The organism is Bradyrhizobium sp. MOS001 (assembly GCF_004634465.1).
GTDB classification, from domain to species: Bacteria; Pseudomonadota; Alphaproteobacteria; order Rhizobiales; family Xanthobacteraceae; genus Bradyrhizobium; species Bradyrhizobium barranii.
This window is the reverse complement of sequence record NZ_SPVJ01000059.1, coordinates 18,952-39,024: the sequence shown is the minus strand read 5'-3', so window position 1 is coordinate 39,024 and position 20,073 is coordinate 18,952. Positions and strand designations below refer to the sequence as shown.

Genomic DNA, 20,073 nt, shown 5'->3' with positions numbered 1-20,073 from the left:
TCTTGCCCTTGATGAAGTGCTCGCGCCGAATCCGCGCAATCGTCTCCACGATCAGCATCCTCGACCACCTGCTTCATTCCAAAGCAGGCAGCGCAACAGACCAACCTATAGGGGGTCAATTTTGGACGCCGATCCCCCCCGGCTTAGGGGGTCAATATTGCAGGCCGAATGACAGGAAAGCTCTATCCCCTCATCACGTCGGCTATCTTCGCTAAACCGGACCGTGAGTGACGCCTGCGATAAAGCCTGCCTGTGACCCAAAGCAGTCGTTGCTGGAAATCAACAGGATTGAATGCTCCACCGAGAGGGCGGCAATGCCGGGGCAGCCGGGAAATCGTCAGAGTGCGATTGTTTCCTCGACTACATGTTTCAGCGGCGTCCCCTCAGCGGACAGGGTCATTTGCAGTTTGAGCTTGCCACCTTTCACCGCCCCGCTACGCACCAGGTTCTCAATTTCACGCTGCGATGTAACTCCGACATGCTTCAGAAATTTACGGATAGCCATATTGAAGCGGTCTTCATCGAACTCGGCGGTCATGGCTGTTCTCCCTGGTCGGGCAGGCGAAGTCTAACACGAGGCGAGCAAAGACCAAACATCGAGGCCCAACTCGCGTCGCCGCCGGTTTCCTCCTCAACCTGATTGCCTACAACGTCGGCCCGGAGCGAAGACTATACCTGAGGCTGCAAGGTCGGCCGTTTGAGGTGGACCGGACACGGCTGGCGCTGTCCCCGACCGCCACTCGTGACCCATCGCGGACCTCTGGCTGAGCCGAGCTGTCGGACGCCCCGACCGAGGTCACTCTTTTCATCGCAATTGGGATGACTTGAAAACAGAGCCGACCTCAGCCGCCTTGTTGCCCATCCTCGTCAGCGGGAACAATTGCTGGTGACCGCTCCTCCAATTTCCGAAGCCGTTCGATTTGGCCTCTAAGACTCTCCGGTTGTTCCTTCAGGCTTCAGCGACGCGCGCAGTTGCTGGCCAATCACTCGCATAATTGCTCGACCGTGGTTGTGGTCTATGTCCTTCTGAGTGGGCACAGCGAAGTCTCCTTCGATAAAGAGGCGCCAATATTCAGAACTAGCGCCTACCCCTCTCGCAGCTTTCCGCGTGCGAGCACGGCTGCCCAATCAATGGAACTGGAGACCGCCACTGTTGGCTATCTGCGCGACCGCTTGGAGAACAGCGGGTCGTTGTGGACCTTTGGCTATCCGCGACGTGCGCCGTTTAGTTGACGGCGAGCGACGGTCTCACCGAGCCAAGTCAATCGCAACACTTCGGCGCACGGCCTGCGCTTCGGCCTGAATTTCGAGCCCGAGCAGCACGATTATCGTGAGGGGTTGGCATTCCACTCAACGTCATCGGACTTCTTCCAAGCGTTCGCCCCAAGAGTTTAAGTAACTCGGCGGGTGCTGGAATCAGCGCTGACGATGGCAATCGGTCCGCGCACGGTGTCTTCGTTCCATTAAATGGAACCATCGGTATTCTTTGAAAGTGGGCGAAACATTTTCGCATCCCTGCAACTTAAGCTAAACGTGGGGCCTAATCGAAAGGTCGCGATATGGAACCGACCAATCGAATATCGGACCACATCGACCATAAGACTGCCCGGTCGATCTGTGACGAGGTGGGTGACAGATTGCAACAGAACTTATCTCGAGAAACCTCGCCTCTGCCGCCCTACCTCGTACGTCTAGTCGATGAATTGCGCAAACAGGAGCGTCATCCAATTGGTGGCGTCGCAGCACCCGCTAACCGTTTCCTTCATGAGACGCGGCGGGTGGCCGCGGCCGTCTGATCGCGTAAAGAAGAACCGTCGCCGTTCCAAACCGGCGGCGGCTTTTCCGCTATCTTGTTGCTGAGCCATTCCAGGCTCGGCCGCGCCAGACGCCATGAGAACGTGCTTGTTCAGTGAACGGTCAAGCCGCGCTGTTTCCCCTGTTGGCCCTTATCCGACTAGTTAGGGCGAACTAGTCGTGTCCGATCCTGAAGACTGAACGGACACGGCTTTACCTCCGCGCGGGCTAATTGGGTTCACGACAGCCTAGGCAATTTCCGCCGGTTTTCGGACCGCCTCGGACCAGGGGCGCATCCCGCTGCAACGCGATAGAACTTACAATCGGGGCACTCGCCACCAGGTCGTCCCGTCCCACAGCTTGCGATAATGACCGCCGTCGCAGAATCGAACAACGTAACGGACGCCGCCCCATGTGCCTGTCGATCCCTGTGCGACACTGGGTCCGTCGAAATAGTCGGCTGTGTTGTTGAGCAAGACGTCCGGCACCGAGAACCGCCGACGCCGATGTAAGGTTGATCACCGCGTTGGCGCCCGATACCTTGCGGCGCACCTACGGAACAGCACTACATCTGAGAAATTCAGGGAACGAAACGGCTTATCAGTCTTTCACTGACCATTGGGAGGTGCCCATGACTTCTCAGGCACTCGAAGGCGCATGTGCATTCGCTTGGCGGAACTACTTGCTGCTCCATAGCGGTGTCAGCGAGGAAGATAACAGGCGTTCCGCCCTCTTTCGTTACATCACCAGTCTTCGCGATACCGGCGAATATGATTTCGATCTCTTGCAAATAGCGGCAGTCGCTTATTTGAAAAAGCTGGACGAACTGCATGACGACCGGCGTGCGAGACTGGCGGCAGATCAGGCTTTGGCTGAGCGGTTAGAATCTCGCAGCGCAAAACCCGGCGCTTAGCTTTGGGCTTAGGCAAGTCGACGTGGTGATGCCAAAGGTTGTTCAGTAATGGACCTAAAGCATATTTATCGCGACTATATCGACTGCCTGAATGAGCAAGCTTGGTCGCGCTTGGGCACGTTCGTCGCAGACGACATCACCCACAATAGCAATCCCCTCGGCCTGGCGGGTTATCGAAAAATGCTCGAACAGGATTACGCGGCAATTCCCGACCTTCGCTTCAACGTGGAAATGATGATTAGCGAGTATCCCTATCTGGGAAGCCGGCTACGGTTCGATTGCTCTCCAACGGGCGTCTTTCTCGGCTTGCCAGTGAATGGCAGGCGCGTTTCATTCCACGAGAACGTCTTCTACCAGTTCGACAACAACAAGATCGTACGTGTTCGATCGATTATCGATAAGGCAGCCTTGGAGGCGCAACTGTAGAAAATTGGACCAAATGGCTGGCGCTCAAACCGGAGGGTCTCGAGCATCACCCCAAATACGAAATGTCCTTTGCCCGTGACGCGAGCTCACCCTCCACTTTGTCGATTTCCGCTTGATTGCGCTCGATGAAAGCCGCGAGCTCATCCCGCGACATCTCAGAGAGGTTTCTGCTGGGACGACGGGTCCTTGCGAGTTGGAGCGATGTGCCCTGCCCGATCTAGAACTTTGATCGACAGATCGGCTCGGACACGGGCGCTAATGCTTGTGTCTTGGAGGAGCGACTTCGCAACTCGATAAGCAAGCAAGGCACCTACGACTGCAAGGTCAAGCTGTATCGATTCCGAGATCGCAGCCGCGACCGCTGGCAGTCGCATTGTCTTATAAACCGACTTTGGGTGATATTCGGCGAGCTCGGCCGCTTCTTCAGCTTCTTCCCGTCGTTGACGATTAGGCGCACCAAAGTCCGCTGCTGTTCGCTGAGGTCCGGCGACCTCAACGCTTGCATCAAAGACGTCACGGGCGAGGACTTCAGCGCCAAGGATTTCCGCACCTGGGCCGGGACCGTGCTGGCGGCGCTGGCGCTGTCCGAGTTCAAGAAGTACGACAGCCAGGTCGAGGCAAAGCGCAACGTCGTCGCCGCGATCGAGAGCGTCTCGAAGCAACTCGGCGACACGCCGGCCATCTGCCGCAACTGCTACGTGCATCCCGAGGTGCTGGACGCCTACATGTCCGGCGACCTCGTGAAGATGATCGAAGCCAAGATCGCGCAGAAGTTCAAGCGCCAGTACGCCAAGCTCACCTCCGACGAGGTCATGGTGATGGCATTTCTCCGCAAGCGTCTCGATGCCCTGAAGGCCGCCGCCTGAGCCCCGCGTACCAGTCGGCATGAGGCGTGTTCTTGACCGCGTGTCGGTTGAAGTCGGGCGCGCCATCCTTCCACCACACCGGTCCCCGCTCTCCCAGCCGGCGCTTAGCTTCGTCGACGAGGCGATGGGCGACGGTCTCTGCGTCTAGATCTATAGCCGCCCTGGCGTCCTTCACGGCTCGCCGCGCATCCATCAGCTGTTTCACCAGCCGCTCCTTGTCTTGGACAGCAAGGTCGGGATCGCTCATCCGCCAGAGCCTATCGCGAACGACGAAATAGCGCCCATCCGGCGTGACTGGATGCTGCAGGCCCGGCATCAGATGAAGGGCTTCCCTCCGGTCACCGCGACCGTGGTGCCGGAGGTGTAGCTCGATAGCGGATCGGCAAGCATCACATAGGCCGTCGCCAGCTCGGCCGGCTGCCCGGCCCGCTTCATCGGCACCTGCTTGCCGAAATTCTTCACGGTATCCTCCGGCATGGTCGATGGGATCAGCGGAGTCCAGATCGGCCCGGGCGCCACCGCGTTCACACGGACGCCCTTCTCCGCCAGCATCTGGGCCAACCCGCCTGTGAAGTTCTCGATAGCGCCCTTGGTTGTCGCATAGGCCAGGAGCGTGGGGTTCGGCATGTCCGAGTTCACGGAAGCCGTATTGATGATCGCGCTACCCGGCTCCATGTGCGGCACGGCGGCCTTCGCGAGGAAGAACATGGCGTGGATGTTCACGTCGAACGTCATTCGCCATTCCTCGTCGCTGATGTCGCCGAGATCCTTGAAGGTCGCTTGATGCGCGGCATTGTTGACGAGAATGTCGACGCCGCCGAGATCCCGGACCGCCCGATCGACGACCTTCCTGCAATGCTCCGCAGACCTTAGATCGCCTTCGACTAGAACGGCCTTGCGTCCCTCCGCCTCGACGAGGGCCGCAACTTCCTTGGCGTCGTCGTGCTCATCGAGATAGGCGATCAGGACGTCGGAGCCCTCGCGGGCAAAGGCGATGGCGACAGCTCGCCCTATTCCGCTGTCGCCACCGGTGATGATGGCCCGCTTGCCGTTCAGGCGGCCCGCCCCTTTGTAGCTGGCCTCGCCGTGATCGGGGCGTGGGTCCATCTTAGCGGTCAACCCGGGCATCGGCTGCTTCTGACTGGGGTAAGGCGGCTTCGGATAGTCGGGCATCGGATTCGATCTCCGCGGGTCGAGAGCGCGACAACCGCCTGACGACAACCAAGGTTCCTAGCCCGTTGCCCGCCACTCTCCTCCGGACGCCGCCCGCGACGCGCTTGCGCAAAGTAGGAGAAAGAGAGCGCGCTCGGCCTTGTACCTAGCGCCCGCGCGACTGGACTCCGAGCCGGACATGACGACTTCGCCCGCGGCGGTGCAGACCGCCCACTTCCATCGGCTCCGCCCGCGACGCTTCAGCACGACGTCGAACCCCGCAAATCCATCCTCGCCGTCCGGAGTCACGCCGCCACCCTGTTCGGCAACCCACCCTGGAGCTGGTCGAGAAGCCGTTCCTCGCGCTCGATCCGGCTCAGGTAGAGCTGGCGCTCCCGCTCTGTCTTCGCGCTCGCCAGCAGCAGTCGATAGTGGTCGATCACCTTCTCGCTGCCGCGGATCAGCAGGTCCCTGACATCGGTCATGACGCCACCCCCGCGCTCGGCCTTTCAGGCAGGACAAATGCGGTGGGGAAGGTTTCGGAAGTCAGCGCCTCGAGCGATGCGGTCTCCTCGGAGAGGCGCCGTTCGATGAACTGGCGTTCGAGGTCCGAGAGACGGGTCTTCAGCAGGCTGCGATAGCGGTGGATGTTGTTGCGGTGCGCACGGCTACGGGCAAAATCTTCATCGAGCATCGTCGCCACTCCTGACGGTCTTCTTGTCCTTTTCAGCTGCGAGAAACGGGAAAACGAATTCCCCGTCGCAAAAATATTCGGCGCGAAACCGCTGTCAAGATGGCAGTGGTGCAGCGTGCGAATTCTTGTGCCACCGGGTTGACCAAATCACGTTGGCCCGAAAAAAAATTTCCGACGGTCCTCTTGAAACCTCTTGTCGTTTTTCTAATTCATTTTTCGCCGCGAGAGCGGTGCCAGACGCCTTCAAGGGTCCGGCTCGTGCGCCGGCCGGCGGGTCTCGGACAGCCGTCCTGCGCTTCTTGTAGGGCGACGGAGGGTTCGCGCCGCCGTCCATCACACCTGCCCCATTGAAAGGAGTGAAGGGAGGCCGACGATGACCAATGTCAGAACGAATTCCGGCGATCTCAATCCCCTCTTCCATCCCGCCGCGCACTCTGCGTCTCCGGACGACGTGCTGAACAACGAGACCCTCTCGGCTTCGGAAAAACGCGTCATCCTGTCGTCCTGGGCGTCCGACATGTACGCCGTCGAATCCTGTCCCGCGCTGCGCGAGATCCCCGACAGGGGACACGCCATCAGGCTCGCCGAGATCCTCTCGGCGCTGCGGCGCCTCGACGGCGAGGACCACGATCCGCCCCGCCCGGGCGGCGCCACAATGCGGCTGCGGCGGCCTTGGGCCGCCGCGTGGCGGAGGTCTGCGTGATGTTCACTCAGGCCGTTCTTGGAATGGTGCTGCTCAGCCACGTCTCGGCGGCATGGACCGTGCTGCTTCTGGCGCTTTTGTCCGGCTCGGCGGCACGATCGCTCGATCAAAGGTTAGCCCCGCGGGGCTGCCTGTCTCAAGGAGAATCAGCATATGATGCGAAACTATAATCGAGCCTTGACGGCGGCCTCGCGCCGGTGCCGAATTGCCCGAAAAGCGCCAGCGCCAAGCGCGTGATATGGAGCAGGAATTCTATAAAGGTTTGGCACAGCGCGTGCGCGACCTCGCAGACAGAGCGGACCCCTTTACCAGGCGACGCCTGCTGAAGCTCGCCGAGAGTTACGATGCGAAAGGGGGCCGCGCGGGCCAGGCCTCGCAGCGCGCCGAGCGCCCCCTGCCGGTGCCGCGCATCCCACCGACCTCGATCTTCACCGGGTCGGGAGAAGCCTAACCGAGCGCGCCAACGCGGCTTCTCTTCAACAGCACGCCCTCGCCCCATTTAGTTTAGCGGCCTGGCCTTAAAATCTTAGCGCTCCGAACAGGAAAAGTAGCGCGACGGTGACGATGGCTGAAACCACGAGCGAACCGAGACAGCCCAGCCGGTTGGAGAAGAACAAGAACATGCGCCCTCCCAGGTGGACGTCAGCCCTCGATCAGCGTGCCGATCAACGCGAGCAAAGCTTGGTGCTGCGGTCCGTTGCCCTCTGCACGGAGGAAATGCCCGATCTCGATCAGAGACGTCCGTCCCCCTGAGTTTGCGTTCGGCTGATGCTCGACGACCGGGCCTCCGGCATTCGGATCACGGACGAGCCGCCAGATGTCGCCGTTGGCGCTTTCGTAGAGTGTTCTTCCGGTCATGCGCATCAACCTTGGACAGGGGAGCGCGGTTCCTACCGCCTGCAGGAACTGCTTCTTCGCCACGGCTGTTAGTGGTCGCGGAGAAGAGAATGGACCTCCAGAACCGACCCAGGAAACACGCCAGCGCCGACGGCTGGAGCATCGCCACGGCGCTAGGGCTGCTCGCCGTAGCGTTCGTATGGGACCGCATGGCGCCCGCGCAGCCGAAGGAAGGCGGCGGCCTGGAGCCGAAGGAGGACCAGAGCCGGCACGCATCCCCCGCCAGCCTCGTCACCGAAGGCGGAGACCGCGGCCGGCACGCGACGTCGCCGTCGGACATTCCAGCGCGGGGTTGGAAGGACATCCTCTGGCGGGTCTACGGCAACATCGGCAACCACCGCATCCTCGCGCTTGCCGCCGGGATGACCTACTTCAGTATTCTCGCGATCTTCCCCGCGCTCGCGGCGCTGGTGTCCATCTACGGCATTTTCTCGGACCCCGGCAGCATCGCCAAGCATCTCGACGAGCTCGGCGGCCTCGTCCCGGGCGGCGCGATCGACGTGGCGCGCGAGCAGCTCACCCGCGTCGCCACCAAAGGCGACCGGACGCTCGGTTTCACCTTCGCGATCGGACTGGCGATCTCGCTCTGGAGCGCGAACGCCGCCATGAAGTCTCTCTTCGACACCCTGAACATCGTCTACGGGGAGCAGGAGAAGCGCGGCTTCCTCAAGCTGAATGCCATCTCTCTCGCCTTCACCCTCGCCGCCATCGGTTTCATCCTGCTCGCCTTGGCCGCCGTCGTCGCGGTACCCGTCGTCCTGCAGCACCTCTGGCTGTCCCACGCCATCGAGCTTCTAATCCGGATCGCAGTCTGGCCGGCCTTGTTCTTCGCGGTCGCGCTGGGACTGGCCTGTATCTACCGCTTCGGGCCCAGCCGCGAGGCCCCGCGGTGGCGGTGGATCACCTGGGGCAGTACGGTCGCGACCGTGCTTTGGCTCGCGGCGTCCGCGCTGTTCTCCTGGTACGCCGCCAACTTCGGCACCTTCAACCAGACCTACGGCTCGCTTGGCGCCGTCATCGGCTTTATGACGTGGCTCTGGATCTCCGCCATCGTGATCCTGCTCGGCGGCGAACTCAACGCCGAGATGGAGCATCAGACAGCACGCGACACCACGACAGGCGCGTCGAAACCGCTCGGCGCGCGCGGCGCGAAGATGGCGGACACGGTCGGCGCCGCACGCGCCGAGTCGTAGGCAGGAACTGCCTAAAGCTTCGCCGGTTCAAGACTCCTAAAGTGAATCGGAGTCCCCGCGTGCGCATCCTTTTCGTCGAAGACGACCCTCCGATCCGAGAATTCATCGTCGAAGCGTTACGCGAGGCAGGCTATGACGTCATCCACGCCTGCGACGGCGAAGAAGCGCTTGCGTGGTGCAACCGGACGGCGGCCGACGTTCTGGTCACCTATGTGAGGCTACCCGGAAAGATCGACGGCTGGCAGATCGCCGAACACTGCCGTCAACATCATCCGGAGTTGCCGGTGATCTATGCAACGGGCTTCTCTCCCGTGACGCCCCGACCGGTATCGAACAGCCTCATGCTGCAGAAGCCCTACCATCCGGAGCAGATTGTCGAGGCGGTAAGAGAGATGACGGCGGGACGCTGACCGAACTCGGACGAGCCGCCCCCGCCGTATCACGGGCCGGCTCTTCTCATGCGCGGGCCAACTCCGGGATGACCTCGCCTTGCGTCGCACGAACCAGGCCACGACCGACACCGCCAGCCACGCCAGCGAGGCGCCCGCAAATGCGCCGCCGACGCTTCGTTCGACTAGTAGCCAGAACACTCCGGCGAAAACCAGCATCCCGAGCGCACCGAGCGCCGCGCCGGCGGCGTCGAGCGCTGCGGCCTGTTGCCCTCGCCGCCTTCCCTCGAGTCCGGCCTCGCGCATGCGGCGGATCTCGTGCTTCTCGATGAGGGTGGCGCTGGCGCAAAAGATCGCTGGCAGCGCGAGGAATAGCCCGCCGATTGACGCGCCGAAGCGGCTGCTGACCAGGCCGGCGAAGACCGTCGCCGCGCCACCGAGCACGAAGCGCACCACGTATTCGTACCAGCGGCCCTCCCGCAGCGAGGAAGACGATAGTTCGATCGGCGTGCTCATGTCTGACCTCCCGCGGCCGCCCACAGGCCGAATGCCGCTGCGAGCCACACGACGATCGACAGCAGCGAGGCCGGCAGCGCACGCATGCGCGCCCGGATCAACAGCTGGCAGACGACGACGCTATAGATGCCGAGCGCGATGGCACCGGCCATCATCGAACGGGTCTGTACGGCCGCGTAGGATTCGCCGTGCTGATAGATCGCGATGCCGAGGGTGGCGAGCGCGACCGAGGGCGCGGCTCCGAACAGGCCGGCGAAGCTCTTCGGCCTCAGCATGTCTCCGAGCATCGCGAAGACGGACACGACGGCGCCACCTATTAGGAAGCGGACGACGTACTCGCTCATTTTGGTTTCTTCCATAGCTTGGAAAGCGCCCCCTCCCCGCCGTACACCGGGTCCTTGCGCGGGACAGGCACCTTCGGGATCGTCTTCAGAGCTTTCGGACGGTCCTCGACCTCCGTGCACTCGTCGTAGGTGCCGAGGGGCGGATAGGCGCCGACGACGAGGAAGTCCTTCTCCGCAGAGAGGCACTGATGTCCCGTGCCTGCCGGCAAGATCGCGACGTCGCCCACCTTCAGCATAAAGATCCGTCCCTTATTGCCGCCGAAGCGCACCCGCCCCTTGCCGCGCGCGATGCCGAGCACCTCGTGTATGCGAGAGTGGTAGTGGACGTAGTCGTAGATGCCGTCCCGCCAGGTTTCGCCCCAGCCGTTGGCCTCGAACAGATCCTCCATGACGGCCGCCGGATCATGCCCGTCGCCGAGATCGACAGCGCGCCGGTAGATGACGAGAGGCCAGCGCGGATGGTTCGGGATGAGACCGTCGTCCTTGAAACGAGCCGTCTGAGGCTTTCTTGGCCGCGCCAGGTCAGGCGCCTCCTTCTTTCCGGGTCGGCGCAGACCGGTCGCGCGCTGCACGTATTCCTTCACGTCCTCAAGGATTGGCATTGTCATCCTCCTTCGGTGGCGACATCGGATAGCCGGTCCAGAGACGCAGTAACCGCTCCATGATGACTCCGAGCGCGAAGCCCGCGATCACGTCGCTCGCCCAGTGCGCCAGCACTATGACCCGCGTCAGGGAAAGGCCGACCGCCAAGGTACGGATTAGTCGCCGCAGCAGAGGCGGCAATGTGCCCGCAGCGGATGCCAGTGCGCCCATGTGGAGCGCGTGGCCGGACGGAAATGCGTCCTCGCGCTTGCCGGAAAACGAGACCCCGTGCAGATGACCGAGCACCGTCGTGCGATCCGGGCGGGTCTGGTCGAAAACCGATTTCATACCGTGAGGCGCCAGGGAGGCTGCGACTGTGACCAGGAGAGCGTGGTTGCCCGCGCGCTGCAGCTGCTCCGATCTGCCCCTCGTCACGACCCAACCGGCGACGGCCAAAGCCAGGAGGATCTTTTCGTCGGCGCCCCACGTCAGGCCGCGCGAGACCCTCTCCGCGCAATGGTTGGTCTTACTCGCCACGGTCCGTGCAATGAGCACGTCAGGCTTGGTAGGTTTGACAGTGACCAGCGCCATCACCTCGATCCGTGACGGCGTCCGCGTAGTCGCGGACGCCTCGTTTGAATTGCCTTTGCCATCATAACGTCGGAGCAGGTTCCAGGTTCATCTGCCTGTCATGGAACCAATCGACCAGGCCAAGATTTGGAAAACGGGTACAATCGGGAAGAAGCGGAAATCGCAATGGCTCGCATCTAGTCGAGCGCTGGTGCTCGCGACCGTTTTCCTCAGTTACCCGCTGATCGGCGGGAAGAATTCCGGCTCCGTCCACGTCAACTCCGGTGTGAGCACCGAGCAGGCCGCGGCCGATGTCGGAGCGAAAGTCCTTCCTACCGATCCTAAGCTCAAGATCGAGCCCAAGTAGCTACCGGCTTGTCGACCCTTGCCCCCTACGTCGGCGCACTTGCCGCCTTTCTCGCCTCCCTGTCCTACGTGCCGCAGGTCCGGAAGGCTCGGCCACGCGGATCCACGGACGACCTCTCTCTCGGCATGCTCACGGCACTCACGCTCGGCCTGACGCTCTGGATCGTCTACGGCGCCATTAAGGGAGTTTGGGTCATCGTCGGCTCCAACGTGGTCGGCGCCGCCCTCGCCGGTGCCGTCCTCGGCTGCAAGCTCCGCGACCGCAAGTGCCACTCGCACAAGCGAGGAACCAAGCCCTAGCAGGTCCGTTGGGGCTGGCTTTCGAGGATGGGAGCGATGTCAAAAAAGGACGAGCTCAGGTACGGGCCCGTGGGCGCCGAGGCGATCCACCTCTGCGTCGATATGCAGCGCATGTTCGCCGAAGACACGGATTGGAAGATGCCGTGGCTGCCCCGCGTCCTGCCGAACGTCGTGGCGATAACGGCCGCGCACCCGGCGCGCACGGTCTTCACCCGCTTCATTCCGGCGAGCGCTCCCGGCCACGGCGTCGGCATGTGGCGCCGCTACTATGAGCGCTGGAGCTCGATGACCATCGACGAGATCGGTTCCGACATGATCGATCTTGTACCGAATCTCGCCCGCTTCGTTCCACCTGCCCGCACTTTTGACAAGTACGTCTACTCGCCGTGGATCGGCAGCGACCTGCACGCGCAACTGCGCGCCGCCGGCGTCGACACCGTGATCGTCACGGGCGGCGAGACCGACGTCTGCGTGTTGGCGACCGTGCTGGGCGCGGTCGATTGGGGCTTTCGAGTCGTCCTCATGACCGACGCGATCTGCAGCTCCGCCGACGAGACCCACGACTCCATGATGACCATCTACGCGAACAGGTTCGGGCAGCAGGTGGAATGCGTGACGACGGAAACGCTTCTCGGCAGCTGGCCGGGCGGCACCCGCACGGGCCTTCTGCCATGAGCGAGTCCTATCTTGTGCAGATCCTGCTACCGAAGGAGACGGGCAAGGGAGAAAAGATCCCGAAGGATTGGTTCGACGGGCTTCTGAGAGAGCTGACCGACAAGTTCGGCGGCGCAACGAGCTTCATCCGAGCGCCCGGCGAAGGTCTGTAGCGAAGCGGCCGCGGCACCGAGCGCGACAATATCGCCGTCGTTGAGGTCACGACGGAGCTTCTCCTCCCGGACTACTGGCGCGGTCTTCGCGAGCGACTGGAGTCGGAGCTCGCGCAGCATAAGATCGTCATCCGCGCCCAGGAAATCATCGCGCTGTGAGTCCTTAGGAACGCTATCCCGTGCCGGCTGTTTGCAGTGCAGACGCCACCCAGGAGGACACAATGGGCTTTTTCACCAGGGACATTAAAACGCTGAACGACCTCTTCGTGCATACGCTGCAGGATATCTATTACGCCGAGCAGCAGATCGCGAAGAACCTTCCGGACATGATCGAGAAGGCAAGCGATCCCGGCCTCAAGAACGGCTTCCAAACGCATCTCTCCGAAACCAATGGCCAGATCACCCGGCTCGAGAAAGTCTTCGAAATGCATGGCGTCGCGGCGAAGGGCGTCGATTGCCCCGCGATCGACGGCATCCTCAAGGAAGCGAGTGACGTCGCGGGCGACGTCGACGACAAGCAGGTGCTGGATGCGGCTCTGATTGCGGCGGCCCAGGCCGTCGAACACTATGAAATCACCCGGTACGGCACACTGATCGCATGGGCCAAGATGCTCGGCCGCGATGATTGCGCCTCCGTCCTGCAGCAGAATCTCGATGAGGAGAAGGCGACGGACGAGAAGCTCAATACGATGGCGCTGCGCAGCGTGAACCGGAAAGCCGCCTAGTCCGTTGGCAGGATTGAAGTGGAGGGTCGCCCGGAAGGCGGCCCTTGTTTTGAGCAGGAAAGCATGAGCCTTGAAGTATTAAGGACACTGGCAGCCGCCAAGACGATTATCGCTGCCGCCATGGTGGCGGCGAACTGGAACGCGCGCATCACCGTGTGCGGGTTCGCTCTCTTTATCGCCGCGTCTCTCGCATGGATCGCCGACGGGATAATTGAGCCGAAGAACTCGCTCATCATCCAGAACGCCGTTCTTCTTGTGATCAACGTACTGGCGTACGGCGCTGGCTACCGCGCGCCGACAAGGAAGCCGCCGCGTCTCAGCCTGCGGATCACGCGGCCCGGTAGAGAAGATCAGGCCTGCTTCCTGTCTGAAATGGCTCGGCGTGCGAGCGCGGCTTCTCCCGCCTCCGTCAAACCGCCGATCGATGTCTGCCCTTTTCTCGCGCAGGCGATGATGCTGTCGGCGATATGGCTATCATTGATGAGGCGGCCGTCCCATGCTTGCGACTAATCGGCATGCGCAACTGATTTACTTGTCGACGACCAAAGAAAAGCGGCGCGCGTTGCTAGCGGGTTCATGAAGGATCTATTCTTCGACTACGGAGCACTGATCTCGCCGCGCTTTCGCGCGGCATGGCCTTCTCGTTAGGTGCGTTACTATACAATGCAACCTCAGATACCCCATATTTTCATTTGTGGATGCGCGAATTTTCGGGGCGGTCGCTAAAGGCGACGATGGGAGGGATCGAGATCACCCCTCCCCGGTCCAAGCGCTTCAGGGTCGACGGCCCATGGCCGCCTTAATCCTGCGGCGCGCGGCTACATTGTTGGTATTGGCATTAGAGGCGCGAACTAAAAAGTCCGCATGCAGCCGGCACCAAGCCGGAAATGACGACGTCCGCCCAAATCGGCACCAGTTTGACGTCACGTCTGGATCAGCATCCCTGTAACTCAATACAGCCCGAGTTCAGGGTAGGAACGCGCGTCGACAAAGACATTGGCGGTCAGTTCAGAAACTTCACGGCCAGACGGCGCCCATCACGCCATACAACCGAGCAATCAATATCCAAGCCAGCACTTGGAACGCGCAGGCCGAAGGCCGCGGGTACGAAAGGCGCGTTATCGATCTGGACTATCGCAGAGGAATCCGTGAGGTGGCGGACCTTGCACCGCACAGGACTGCCGTCCACCAAGATCTGCGCAGCATAGACATTGCGCCGCCGCTCGCTCGCCACGTCTTGCTCCCCCGCTATAGCGGGGGAGACGTTGATCGGCGTTCCAGTCTCAAATGAGGCTAGACCATGGTTTCATTGCTAGGCGGCGAGCTTTTTCTCCATCGCAGTCAACGGCCAAAGCATTGTCCTGAGCGCGCACAGTTTTGCGCTCCCAGGCCTTGCCGTCGCCCCCGCCGTTCGCCGCAGCGATCCGTCGGGCTGTCCGGCCATCAAGGCTAGCCTCCAGTACCGCGAAGTGCTCGCCAAGCCCCACCCTCACCCGTGGTGCGTCCAAGCTGGCGACCAGCATGCTCTTTCGGGCTGGCTCTTCGTTTCGCCGGCCTCTGCGGGCCGATCGAGTGTTTGGATGGGGTGGCTTCAAACCCTCGGTCGGTTCGTCACCATACCGGTATGGGCACTTGCGGACGCGACGCCGCAGGTTTCCAAGAAGTGTCACCGGGAAAAAATAACCTCGAAACCTGCGGGATGACGCGCCCGATTGTGGGGCCGGAAGTTAAGGCCCACGGTGGGGGAGATCGAAATGGCCCCCTAGCCGGGGCTGATGCCAACCAGTCCGGCGGGCGGCAAGGTCGGTGAATTCGTCGGCCCGAATGGGGCCGTTGTCGTTTGCTGGTGTCATTTTGGCTCCGTGAAGTGCTGTTGGCCGTCTGCGCGGCTCAAGAGACGTCTCGGTGATCAGGCGCCATCCTCTAACTGGGCCTCAAACCAAGCATCGTATTCGGCTTGCTCCTCATCAACAGTCATCCGGCGCTTTGGTGATGGTGAATCGTCGACCGGTGCATCCTCGAAGAATTCCGGATGCGCCGCGTCCCATTCCCTTCGGCCAGCTTCACGTCGCCGCTCCCATTCGGTTGGCTCGCGTCGCGGCGCAATGGCTTCAATGCGCGCTTTGATTGCTGCCTCCTCGGCTTCAGTCAGCGGCTTGGACTCCGGCGCGGGCAACGGCTCCGGCTCGGGCTTCACCGGCAGCGGCGTCTCGTCGTCCGGCCGGGTTGCTGGCGCTTCAAAGCCGTCGCCGGTGATGACGATAGTCCGGCCGTGCAGCTCACCGGAGTCGGAGATTGTCTCCAGGCCGGCCGCGTGTACCAACTTGGCGAGCTGCTTCTGACCTGCGAACTGCGTTTCTGCGTCTGGATGCTCCAGCGTGATAACGTGCTGGTGCTGAATGCCCGCCTCGTCGGTTGCGGTAAAGTGCAACTCTGAGCCGCTGCCGACCTCGACGAGCGCGCTTGAGGTAACGCGGGCCGTTATCGGCGGAGCTGGCTGGCGGGGCTTGGCTGGCTTGGTAGCATTCGATTTCGCCTTGCTGCGCTCCGCCTTTTGGAAACCGCGTGGCGCGTCCTCGTCGTACCGCTCATCTTTCAACCACCGCGCCAGCGTATATCGCGGCGCATTCGGCTTGCCTTGCGCAGCCCATGACGCCTTCCAAGCCGCTGCGGCCTGGATGACGGCGGGGCGGTCTACCTCGGCCGGGAGCGCATCCCATGCCGCTTTGGCTTCCTTCTTGCCCTTGGCGTGGGCGTAGGCGCGCCAGAGCGCTTCGAAGGTTGGCCTGGTATCGGCTGGGGTTCCGGTGCGCTCATCCACCGCCGTCCCGCCCGCAGCGGTGGCCGCAAGGCCATCCGCAAGCGGCGGCGCCGTAGGCGCGGCGGGGTCAATCTCTCTTTCTGTAGACCCGTCTGTAGCCGGGTCCAGTAAGAGAGTCTTTGTCCCGGTAATCTGGGACGCTATTTCGCTTTGCGTCCCGGTAGAGTGGGACACCACTGTCCCAGTAGAGTGGGACGCTAGGGAAATCTCCGTAGCGTCCCGGTGATCTGGGACGCTAAGCGGTAAGGTACCCTGCGCGGCCAATTCCAGAACATTGAGCACAGGCACGTAGCGGCTGCCGCCACGGCCCTTTCCGGTGTAGGTACGAACGAGCCAGCCGCATTCAATGAGCAGCACAATGGCGCGCTGAACTGCGCTGCGCGACAGATGGCGAGCACCGTCCGGCGCGCGACCGCGCATTGTCTTGACGATATGCCTCACTGAGGCGAGTGCATCGCCGTGCTTAGCGTGCATGTACCAGCCGATCATGAACCGATAGACGGTGCGGGCTGGATCTGTGAGACGCAGGTCGTAATCAACGAGCTGGGCCATGCGGAACTGCGCCACCGGCCCGGCCATGTTCTCGATTTTATAGGTCCAGTAGGCGCGCGTGAGCGACTCGCCGCCTCGGCTAGGGGCCTCAGACGTTGGTGCTGGCATCGGCCGGAAGCTCCAAGAGTTTCGCAAGGGCAAGATCAGAAATCGCGCGGTTGAACTGCTCGCCAAAAGCGGCAGTTCGCTCGCTGAAGGCGTTGGGCGCAACGGTCCAAGACCTGTCGCCAGGGCGCTGCCGCAAAGCCAAGTTGTAGAGACGAAGGTGGTCGTTCAGCTCTAAGTCGAAACGGGCGAGCGTCGTCGATCCCGGAGGGCCGGGCCGGACGGATAGGATTTTCAAAGGAGGGATTCCCCTAAAGGGATTTGGGCGGGTATCTCGCCACGGCCGAGGCCGGTGCGCTCAGGCGGTTACAGCTCGTTTGCTGGCTGCCAGGTCGATGTACGCCGCCGCGAAAGCAGCCACGCATCCACGTCTTGTGCCGCGTATTTGATGGTCCTGCCGAGCTTAAAAAAGGCCGGGCCGGTACCAGCCATGCGCTTCTTGGCAAGTGTCGACTGCGACAGGCCGGTGATGGCCGCCACTTCATCCAATGTGAGGAGGGTCACGAAAGACTCCCGAGCGGGGAGAAGTAATCAGCGCCCCGGCAATCCAGTCAGCGCGCCGGAGTTGCCGCGCGTGGCGCTGCATTCCGATATTATCTAATTATCGGTCGAGCGGCCCGCCTAACAGGGGCGGCCGAAAAAAGAATGAGCAGTAGCGGGCGGCTATTTGGCGTCGGGTGGCTACCCGGTGGCGACTCGCCCAGAATCTCGATTTCAGACTTCCCGCTAAGCCTTTGAGGTTATTGGTCGGAGCGAGAGGATTTGAACCTCCGACCCCTAGTCTCCCAGTGATGCAATTTCGGTTTCTCGCGGATGCTCAGTAAGTCTCATTTGTTCTCAGAAGTACCTGTAACGTAACGATTTTTCGCGTCTCGGCTTGTATCGGAAGTTCTCGTCGGATATCCTTTTATCCGATGCAAAAGTTTCCCAGGGTTTCCCGCCAGGCGCTGACGGACCGCTTTGTGAAGGCGCTTAAGGCGCCCGACGGGCGTATTGAGATCGGAGACGCCAGGTGCCGGGGGCTATCCATCCGCTGCACCTCAGCCGGCATCAAAACCTGGACGTTTGCCTATAAGCTGAGCGGCCGGATGCGCCGGATCACCCTGGGGGAATACCCCGATCTGGGCCTGAGCGAAGCCCGCGAGCAAGCCGATGAGCGGCGCCGCCAACGGAACGGCGGGAACGATCCTCGCGCCGTCCAGGATGCTGAGCGGGCTGCGCAGGCCAGGGCGATTTTGACCTTCGGCGAGCTGTGCGACCGGTACATCGCGCATGTCAAAGCTGGCGGCAAAATCAGCTGGAAGACCGACGAAGGATATCTAAAACGGCCGAAGGCCAAGTTCGAAAAGCGGCCGGCGGTCTCCGTCACCAAACGCGAGTTGATGGACTTCTTCGAACAGATCGCCCGAACGTCGAAGTCCAGCGCGAACCGGACCCAGTCGACGGTTCGGACCGTGTGGGGCTGGGCCGCGGAACGCGATCACATCCCGATGAACTTTCTCGCTGGTCTCAAAAAGGTCGGAGGTAAGGAAACCGAGAAGGATCGCGTGCTCACGGTGGATGAGCTTCGGGCCCTCCTCGGCGCGCTCAGCGATCCCGACGTCGAAGCCACCGAAACCGTTCGCCTGGCACTCAAATGCGTTCTTCTGACTGCCCAACGCCCCGGCGAGGTGGCAGGGATGATGCTGTCAGAACTCCACGACCTCGACGGCCCCACTCCCCACTGGATCATCCCCAGGCTTCGCACGAAGAACAAGAAGACCGAGCACACGGTGCCTTTGTCGCCGGCGGCCGTCGAGCTGATCCGGCAAGCGCTCGAGCTGAGCGGCAAATATGCGAAGGGCCTGAACGACAAGCCGGTCTTCGCGAGCCGGTTCGAAAAAGTTACCGCCCTCGCCCGCCACTCCCTCAGCCAGGCGGTTAGGCGGATCCTGGACGATAAGCGTTACAAGGATACCTTCGCGAAGTTCACACCGCACGATCTGCGGCGAACCGCTGCGACGCTTGCGCAGTCGTTGCGCATCCAGCGCGACTATGTGAAGGCGCTGCTGAATCACAAAGACGACGATGTGACCGCCATCTACGCGCGTTGGCACATGTTCGATGAGAAGCGCGAGGCCGCACTGGCAATTGAAAGCGCGTTGTCATCCCTCGCGATTAGGTCGCTGGAATTGGCGGCTTGATTCAGCGTGCCGCGCGATCAAAATGTAAATCCCGCGCTAATGGCTATCGGTCTCCGAACTCGTCTCGATAAGGCCCCTTGCGCATCTCACGAAAAAGTGAGAACCTAGTCTTGTAAACGTTGCGCAACGGAGACGGACGCGACGTGGAGCGAGGGACACGATCCCCGGCTGTGTAGCGGCGAACACCCGCAGGTATTACCGCAAGGTAGGCCGTCTGCTTTGGCAGACCCCTGTACGCGCTTAAAATAATTCGATCCGACCGCGCGCTCGGGCTCCAAGATCCAATCGATTGGAGCAAAGCTGTGTCCAGAATTCAAAGCCGCCTTCTGCCAGATTTTCCAAATGAAAACCGCCTTGGTGACGCGCTTCTTTTCCGCGAGTTGCTCGGGAATCCCGGACGAAGCACTTTCGCGCGATACCTCCAGTTGGGTTTGATCCCTCCTCCCGACAAGAAGCTCGGAACCTTGAATCGCTGGTACGAAACCACGATCGCGGCCGCGGTCGAGGCGCTGCCAACCGCACGATCACCAAAGGGTGCAGAGCGCCCCAACGAAACGGCGGTGGCGTGATGGCACTTGGGCTCATCCCAGAGACCCGGCCCGACAACATCATCTCATTTCTCGAGAACGGAACGGCCTGCGTCATTTTCTTTCCATACGCGTCAGAACTCACCGAATCCGAATGGAAGAGGATCGACGCCGCCCCTCGCATCCGGTTCTTTGTGTATGCGTGTTCGGACGCACAGGTGCCGCCGGGGCAATCCGGAGGTGGCCGGAAATTTGAAGACTACTATCCTGTTGCGAGCGTGCGATCTGCGGTCGACAGATCGACGTACATGTCTTCCGAGATCCTGCCCGTCCGAGAGCGTTCGCGCGAGGGGCTGATCGAAGCGCTTATGAACCTTGCCGTAAAGGCATGCAGCGACGATCACCGCTGCGCTGTTCTGACCGTGACCGATCGCCTGTCCCTTGTCGACGATTACGCGGTTTATCGACCGTCGCCCACCGTTCGTGTCGCCTCACCAATTTCTGTTGAAGAAGACGTGGACGCGTGAGCGCCCGCGACGATTAGAATGCCTGCCTTGCTGTAGCGGCCTTCTGGCCGCGGTGGTTCGCAACCGCGCCAACGCTCGACGAAATGTCGAGCACCCGACCA

The 20,073-nt window shown here is 61.7% G+C and carries 27 protein-coding genes and 1 pseudogene; 16 read left to right on the top strand and 12 right to left on the bottom strand.

Annotation, left to right across the window (positions count from 1 at the left end):
• Positions 1-337 precede the first annotated feature (337 nt).
• Entirely contained in the window at positions 338-538 is a 201-nt protein-coding gene (locus CT676_RS38725) for a DUF6494 family protein (RefSeq protein WP_135216833.1), read from the bottom strand.
• A gap of 1,887 nt (positions 539-2,425) precedes the next feature.
• Between CT676_RS38725 and CT676_RS38710 the strand changes: the two genes are divergently transcribed.
• The 3 genes from CT676_RS38710 (at position 2,426) to CT676_RS38700 (ending at position 3,999) form a co-directional block, all read left to right on the top strand.
• Positions 2,426-2,707 (top strand): hypothetical protein, encoded by a 282-nt coding sequence (locus tag CT676_RS38710; RefSeq protein ID WP_135216831.1) that lies wholly within the window; start codon positions 2,426-2,428, stop codon positions 2,705-2,707.
• A gap of 48 nt (positions 2,708-2,755) precedes the next feature.
• Positions 2,756-3,133 (top strand): ester cyclase, encoded by a 378-nt coding sequence (locus CT676_RS38705; protein WP_135216830.1) that lies wholly within the window; start codon positions 2,756-2,758, stop codon positions 3,131-3,133.
• Positions 3,134-3,528: 395 nt separating this feature from the next.
• Positions 3,529-3,999 carry a hypothetical protein gene (locus tag CT676_RS38700; RefSeq protein WP_244623435.1) on the top strand — a complete coding sequence of 157 codons (471 nt, stop codon included), beginning with the start codon at positions 3,529-3,531 and terminating at the stop codon, positions 3,997-3,999.
• Between the two features lie 315 nt (positions 4,000-4,314).
• Here CT676_RS38700 and CT676_RS38690 read toward each other — a convergent pair whose 3' ends face one another.
• The 3 genes from CT676_RS38690 to CT676_RS38680 form a co-directional block, all read right to left on the bottom strand.
• On the bottom strand, positions 4,315-5,172 hold the full coding sequence (locus tag CT676_RS38690; protein WP_135216828.1) for an SDR family oxidoreductase: 858 nt from the start codon (positions 5,170-5,172) through the stop codon (positions 4,315-4,317).
• 284 nt (positions 5,173-5,456) lie between these two features.
• Positions 5,457-5,636, bottom strand: coding sequence for a hypothetical protein (locus CT676_RS38685; RefSeq protein ID WP_028153950.1), 180 nt, complete (start codon positions 5,634-5,636; stop codon positions 5,457-5,459).
• Positions 5,633-5,845: a hypothetical protein gene (locus CT676_RS38680; protein WP_135216827.1), complete on the bottom strand. Its 213-nt coding sequence runs from the start codon at positions 5,843-5,845 to the stop codon at positions 5,633-5,635. The genes CT676_RS38685 and CT676_RS38680 overlap by 4 nt, the downstream gene beginning before the upstream one ends.
• A 373-nt stretch (positions 5,846-6,218) precedes the next feature.
• Between CT676_RS38680 and CT676_RS38675 the strand changes: the two genes are divergently transcribed.
• The gene (locus CT676_RS38675; RefSeq protein ID WP_135216826.1) at positions 6,219-6,548 is read left to right on the top strand and encodes a hypothetical protein; all 330 of its coding nucleotides are present in this window, start codon (positions 6,219-6,221) and stop codon (positions 6,546-6,548) included.
• A 238-nt stretch (positions 6,549-6,786) separates the two neighbouring features.
• The gene (locus CT676_RS38670) at positions 6,787-6,999 is read left to right on the top strand and encodes a hypothetical protein (protein ID WP_135216825.1); all 213 of its coding nucleotides are present in this window, start codon (positions 6,787-6,789) and stop codon (positions 6,997-6,999) included.
• A gap of 191 nt (positions 7,000-7,190) precedes the next feature.
• Here CT676_RS38670 and CT676_RS38665 read toward each other — a convergent pair whose 3' ends face one another.
• A complete protein-coding gene (locus CT676_RS38665; protein ID WP_244623433.1) occupies positions 7,191-7,469 on the bottom strand; it encodes a hypothetical protein in 279 nt (92 codons plus the stop codon).
• A gap of 26 nt (positions 7,470-7,495) precedes the next feature.
• On the opposite strand from CT676_RS38665, the gene CT676_RS38660 reads away from it, so the two are divergent.
• Together CT676_RS38660 and CT676_RS38655 are read left to right on the top strand one after the other, a co-directional pair.
• Positions 7,496-8,638, top strand: a complete 1,143-nt coding sequence (locus tag CT676_RS38660) for a YihY/virulence factor BrkB family protein (protein ID WP_135216824.1) — start codon at positions 7,496-7,498, stop codon at positions 8,636-8,638.
• A gap of 41 nt (positions 8,639-8,679) precedes the next feature.
• Positions 8,680-9,048 (top strand): response regulator, encoded by a 369-nt coding sequence (locus CT676_RS38655; RefSeq protein WP_244623431.1) that lies wholly within the window; start codon positions 8,680-8,682, stop codon positions 9,046-9,048.
• Positions 9,049-9,111: 63 nt separating this feature from the next.
• Here CT676_RS38655 and CT676_RS38650 read toward each other — a convergent pair.
• From CT676_RS38650 to CT676_RS38635, 4 genes and pseudogenes are all read right to left on the bottom strand, one after another.
• Positions 9,112-9,543, bottom strand: a pseudogene (locus tag CT676_RS38650) (DUF3147 family protein); the annotation flags it as partial.
• Positions 9,540-9,887, bottom strand: coding sequence for a DUF3147 family protein (locus CT676_RS38645; RefSeq protein ID WP_135216822.1), 348 nt, complete (start codon positions 9,885-9,887; stop codon positions 9,540-9,542). The pseudogene CT676_RS38650 and the gene CT676_RS38645, both read right to left, overlap by 4 nt.
• The gene (locus CT676_RS38640; protein ID WP_135216821.1) at positions 9,884-10,489 is read right to left on the bottom strand and encodes a cupin domain-containing protein; all 606 of its coding nucleotides are present in this window, start codon (positions 10,487-10,489) and stop codon (positions 9,884-9,886) included. Before CT676_RS38640 ends, CT676_RS38645 begins: the two co-directional genes overlap by 4 nt.
• Positions 10,476-11,060 carry a phosphatase PAP2 family protein gene (locus CT676_RS38635; protein ID WP_135216820.1) on the bottom strand — a complete coding sequence of 195 codons (585 nt, stop codon included), beginning with the start codon at positions 11,058-11,060 and terminating at the stop codon, positions 10,476-10,478. Before CT676_RS38635 ends, CT676_RS38640 begins: the two co-directional genes overlap by 14 nt.
• 100 nt (positions 11,061-11,160) lie before the next feature.
• Here CT676_RS38635 and CT676_RS38630 point away from each other — a divergent pair, with 100 nt between their 5' ends.
• The 6 genes from CT676_RS38630 (at position 11,161) to CT676_RS38605 (ending at position 13,767) form a co-directional block, all read left to right on the top strand.
• The gene (locus CT676_RS38630) at positions 11,161-11,406 is read left to right on the top strand and encodes a hypothetical protein (protein ID WP_135216819.1); all 246 of its coding nucleotides are present in this window, start codon (positions 11,161-11,163) and stop codon (positions 11,404-11,406) included.
• Positions 11,407-11,414: 8 nt separating this feature from the next.
• A complete protein-coding gene (locus CT676_RS38625) occupies positions 11,415-11,705 on the top strand; it encodes a SemiSWEET family transporter (RefSeq protein WP_135216818.1) in 291 nt (96 codons plus the stop codon).
• A gap of 36 nt (positions 11,706-11,741) precedes the next feature.
• Positions 11,742-12,380, top strand: coding sequence for an isochorismatase family cysteine hydrolase (locus tag CT676_RS38620; protein ID WP_135216817.1), 639 nt, complete (start codon positions 11,742-11,744; stop codon positions 12,378-12,380).
• A complete protein-coding gene (locus CT676_RS45680; protein WP_244623430.1) occupies positions 12,377-12,532 on the top strand; it encodes a hypothetical protein in 156 nt (51 codons plus the stop codon). The genes CT676_RS38620 and CT676_RS45680 overlap by 4 nt, the downstream gene beginning before the upstream one ends.
• A 221-nt stretch (positions 12,533-12,753) precedes the next feature.
• Positions 12,754-13,257, top strand: a complete 504-nt coding sequence (locus tag CT676_RS38610; protein ID WP_135216816.1) for a ferritin-like domain-containing protein — start codon at positions 12,754-12,756, stop codon at positions 13,255-13,257.
• A 63-nt stretch (positions 13,258-13,320) separates the two neighbouring features.
• Entirely contained in the window at positions 13,321-13,767 is a 447-nt protein-coding gene (locus CT676_RS38605) for a hypothetical protein (protein ID WP_135216815.1), read from the top strand.
• A gap of 1,399 nt (positions 13,768-15,166) precedes the next feature.
• Here the strand turns inward: CT676_RS38605 and CT676_RS38600 are convergent.
• The 3 genes from CT676_RS38600 to CT676_RS38590 all read right to left on the bottom strand — a co-directional run bounded on the left by CT676_RS38600 (position 15,167) and on the right by CT676_RS38590 (position 17,239).
• Positions 15,167-16,738 carry a hypothetical protein gene (locus CT676_RS38600; RefSeq protein WP_063982868.1) on the bottom strand — a complete coding sequence of 524 codons (1,572 nt, stop codon included), beginning with the start codon at positions 16,736-16,738 and terminating at the stop codon, positions 15,167-15,169.
• Positions 16,719-16,973: a hypothetical protein gene (locus CT676_RS38595; protein WP_063982867.1), complete on the bottom strand. Its 255-nt coding sequence runs from the start codon at positions 16,971-16,973 to the stop codon at positions 16,719-16,721. Before CT676_RS38595 ends, CT676_RS38600 begins: the two co-directional genes overlap by 20 nt.
• Before the next feature lie 68 nt (positions 16,974-17,041).
• The gene (locus CT676_RS38590; RefSeq protein ID WP_063982866.1) at positions 17,042-17,239 is read right to left on the bottom strand and encodes a helix-turn-helix domain-containing protein; all 198 of its coding nucleotides are present in this window, start codon (positions 17,237-17,239) and stop codon (positions 17,042-17,044) included.
• A gap of 410 nt (positions 17,240-17,649) precedes the next feature.
• On the opposite strand from CT676_RS38590, the gene CT676_RS38585 reads away from it, so the two are divergent.
• The 3 genes from CT676_RS38585 (at position 17,650) to CT676_RS38575 (ending at position 19,972) form a co-directional block, all read left to right on the top strand.
• Positions 17,650-18,918 carry a site-specific integrase gene (locus tag CT676_RS38585; protein WP_135216814.1) on the top strand — a complete coding sequence of 423 codons (1,269 nt, stop codon included), beginning with the start codon at positions 17,650-17,652 and terminating at the stop codon, positions 18,916-18,918.
• Between the two features lie 302 nt (positions 18,919-19,220).
• Positions 19,221-19,487, top strand: coding sequence for a hypothetical protein (locus CT676_RS38580; protein WP_135216813.1), 267 nt, complete (start codon positions 19,221-19,223; stop codon positions 19,485-19,487).
• Positions 19,487-19,972: a hypothetical protein gene (locus CT676_RS38575; protein WP_135216812.1), complete on the top strand. Its 486-nt coding sequence runs from the start codon at positions 19,487-19,489 to the stop codon at positions 19,970-19,972. Before CT676_RS38580 ends, CT676_RS38575 begins: the two co-directional genes overlap by 1 nt.
• Positions 19,973-20,073: the final 101 nt, after the last annotated feature.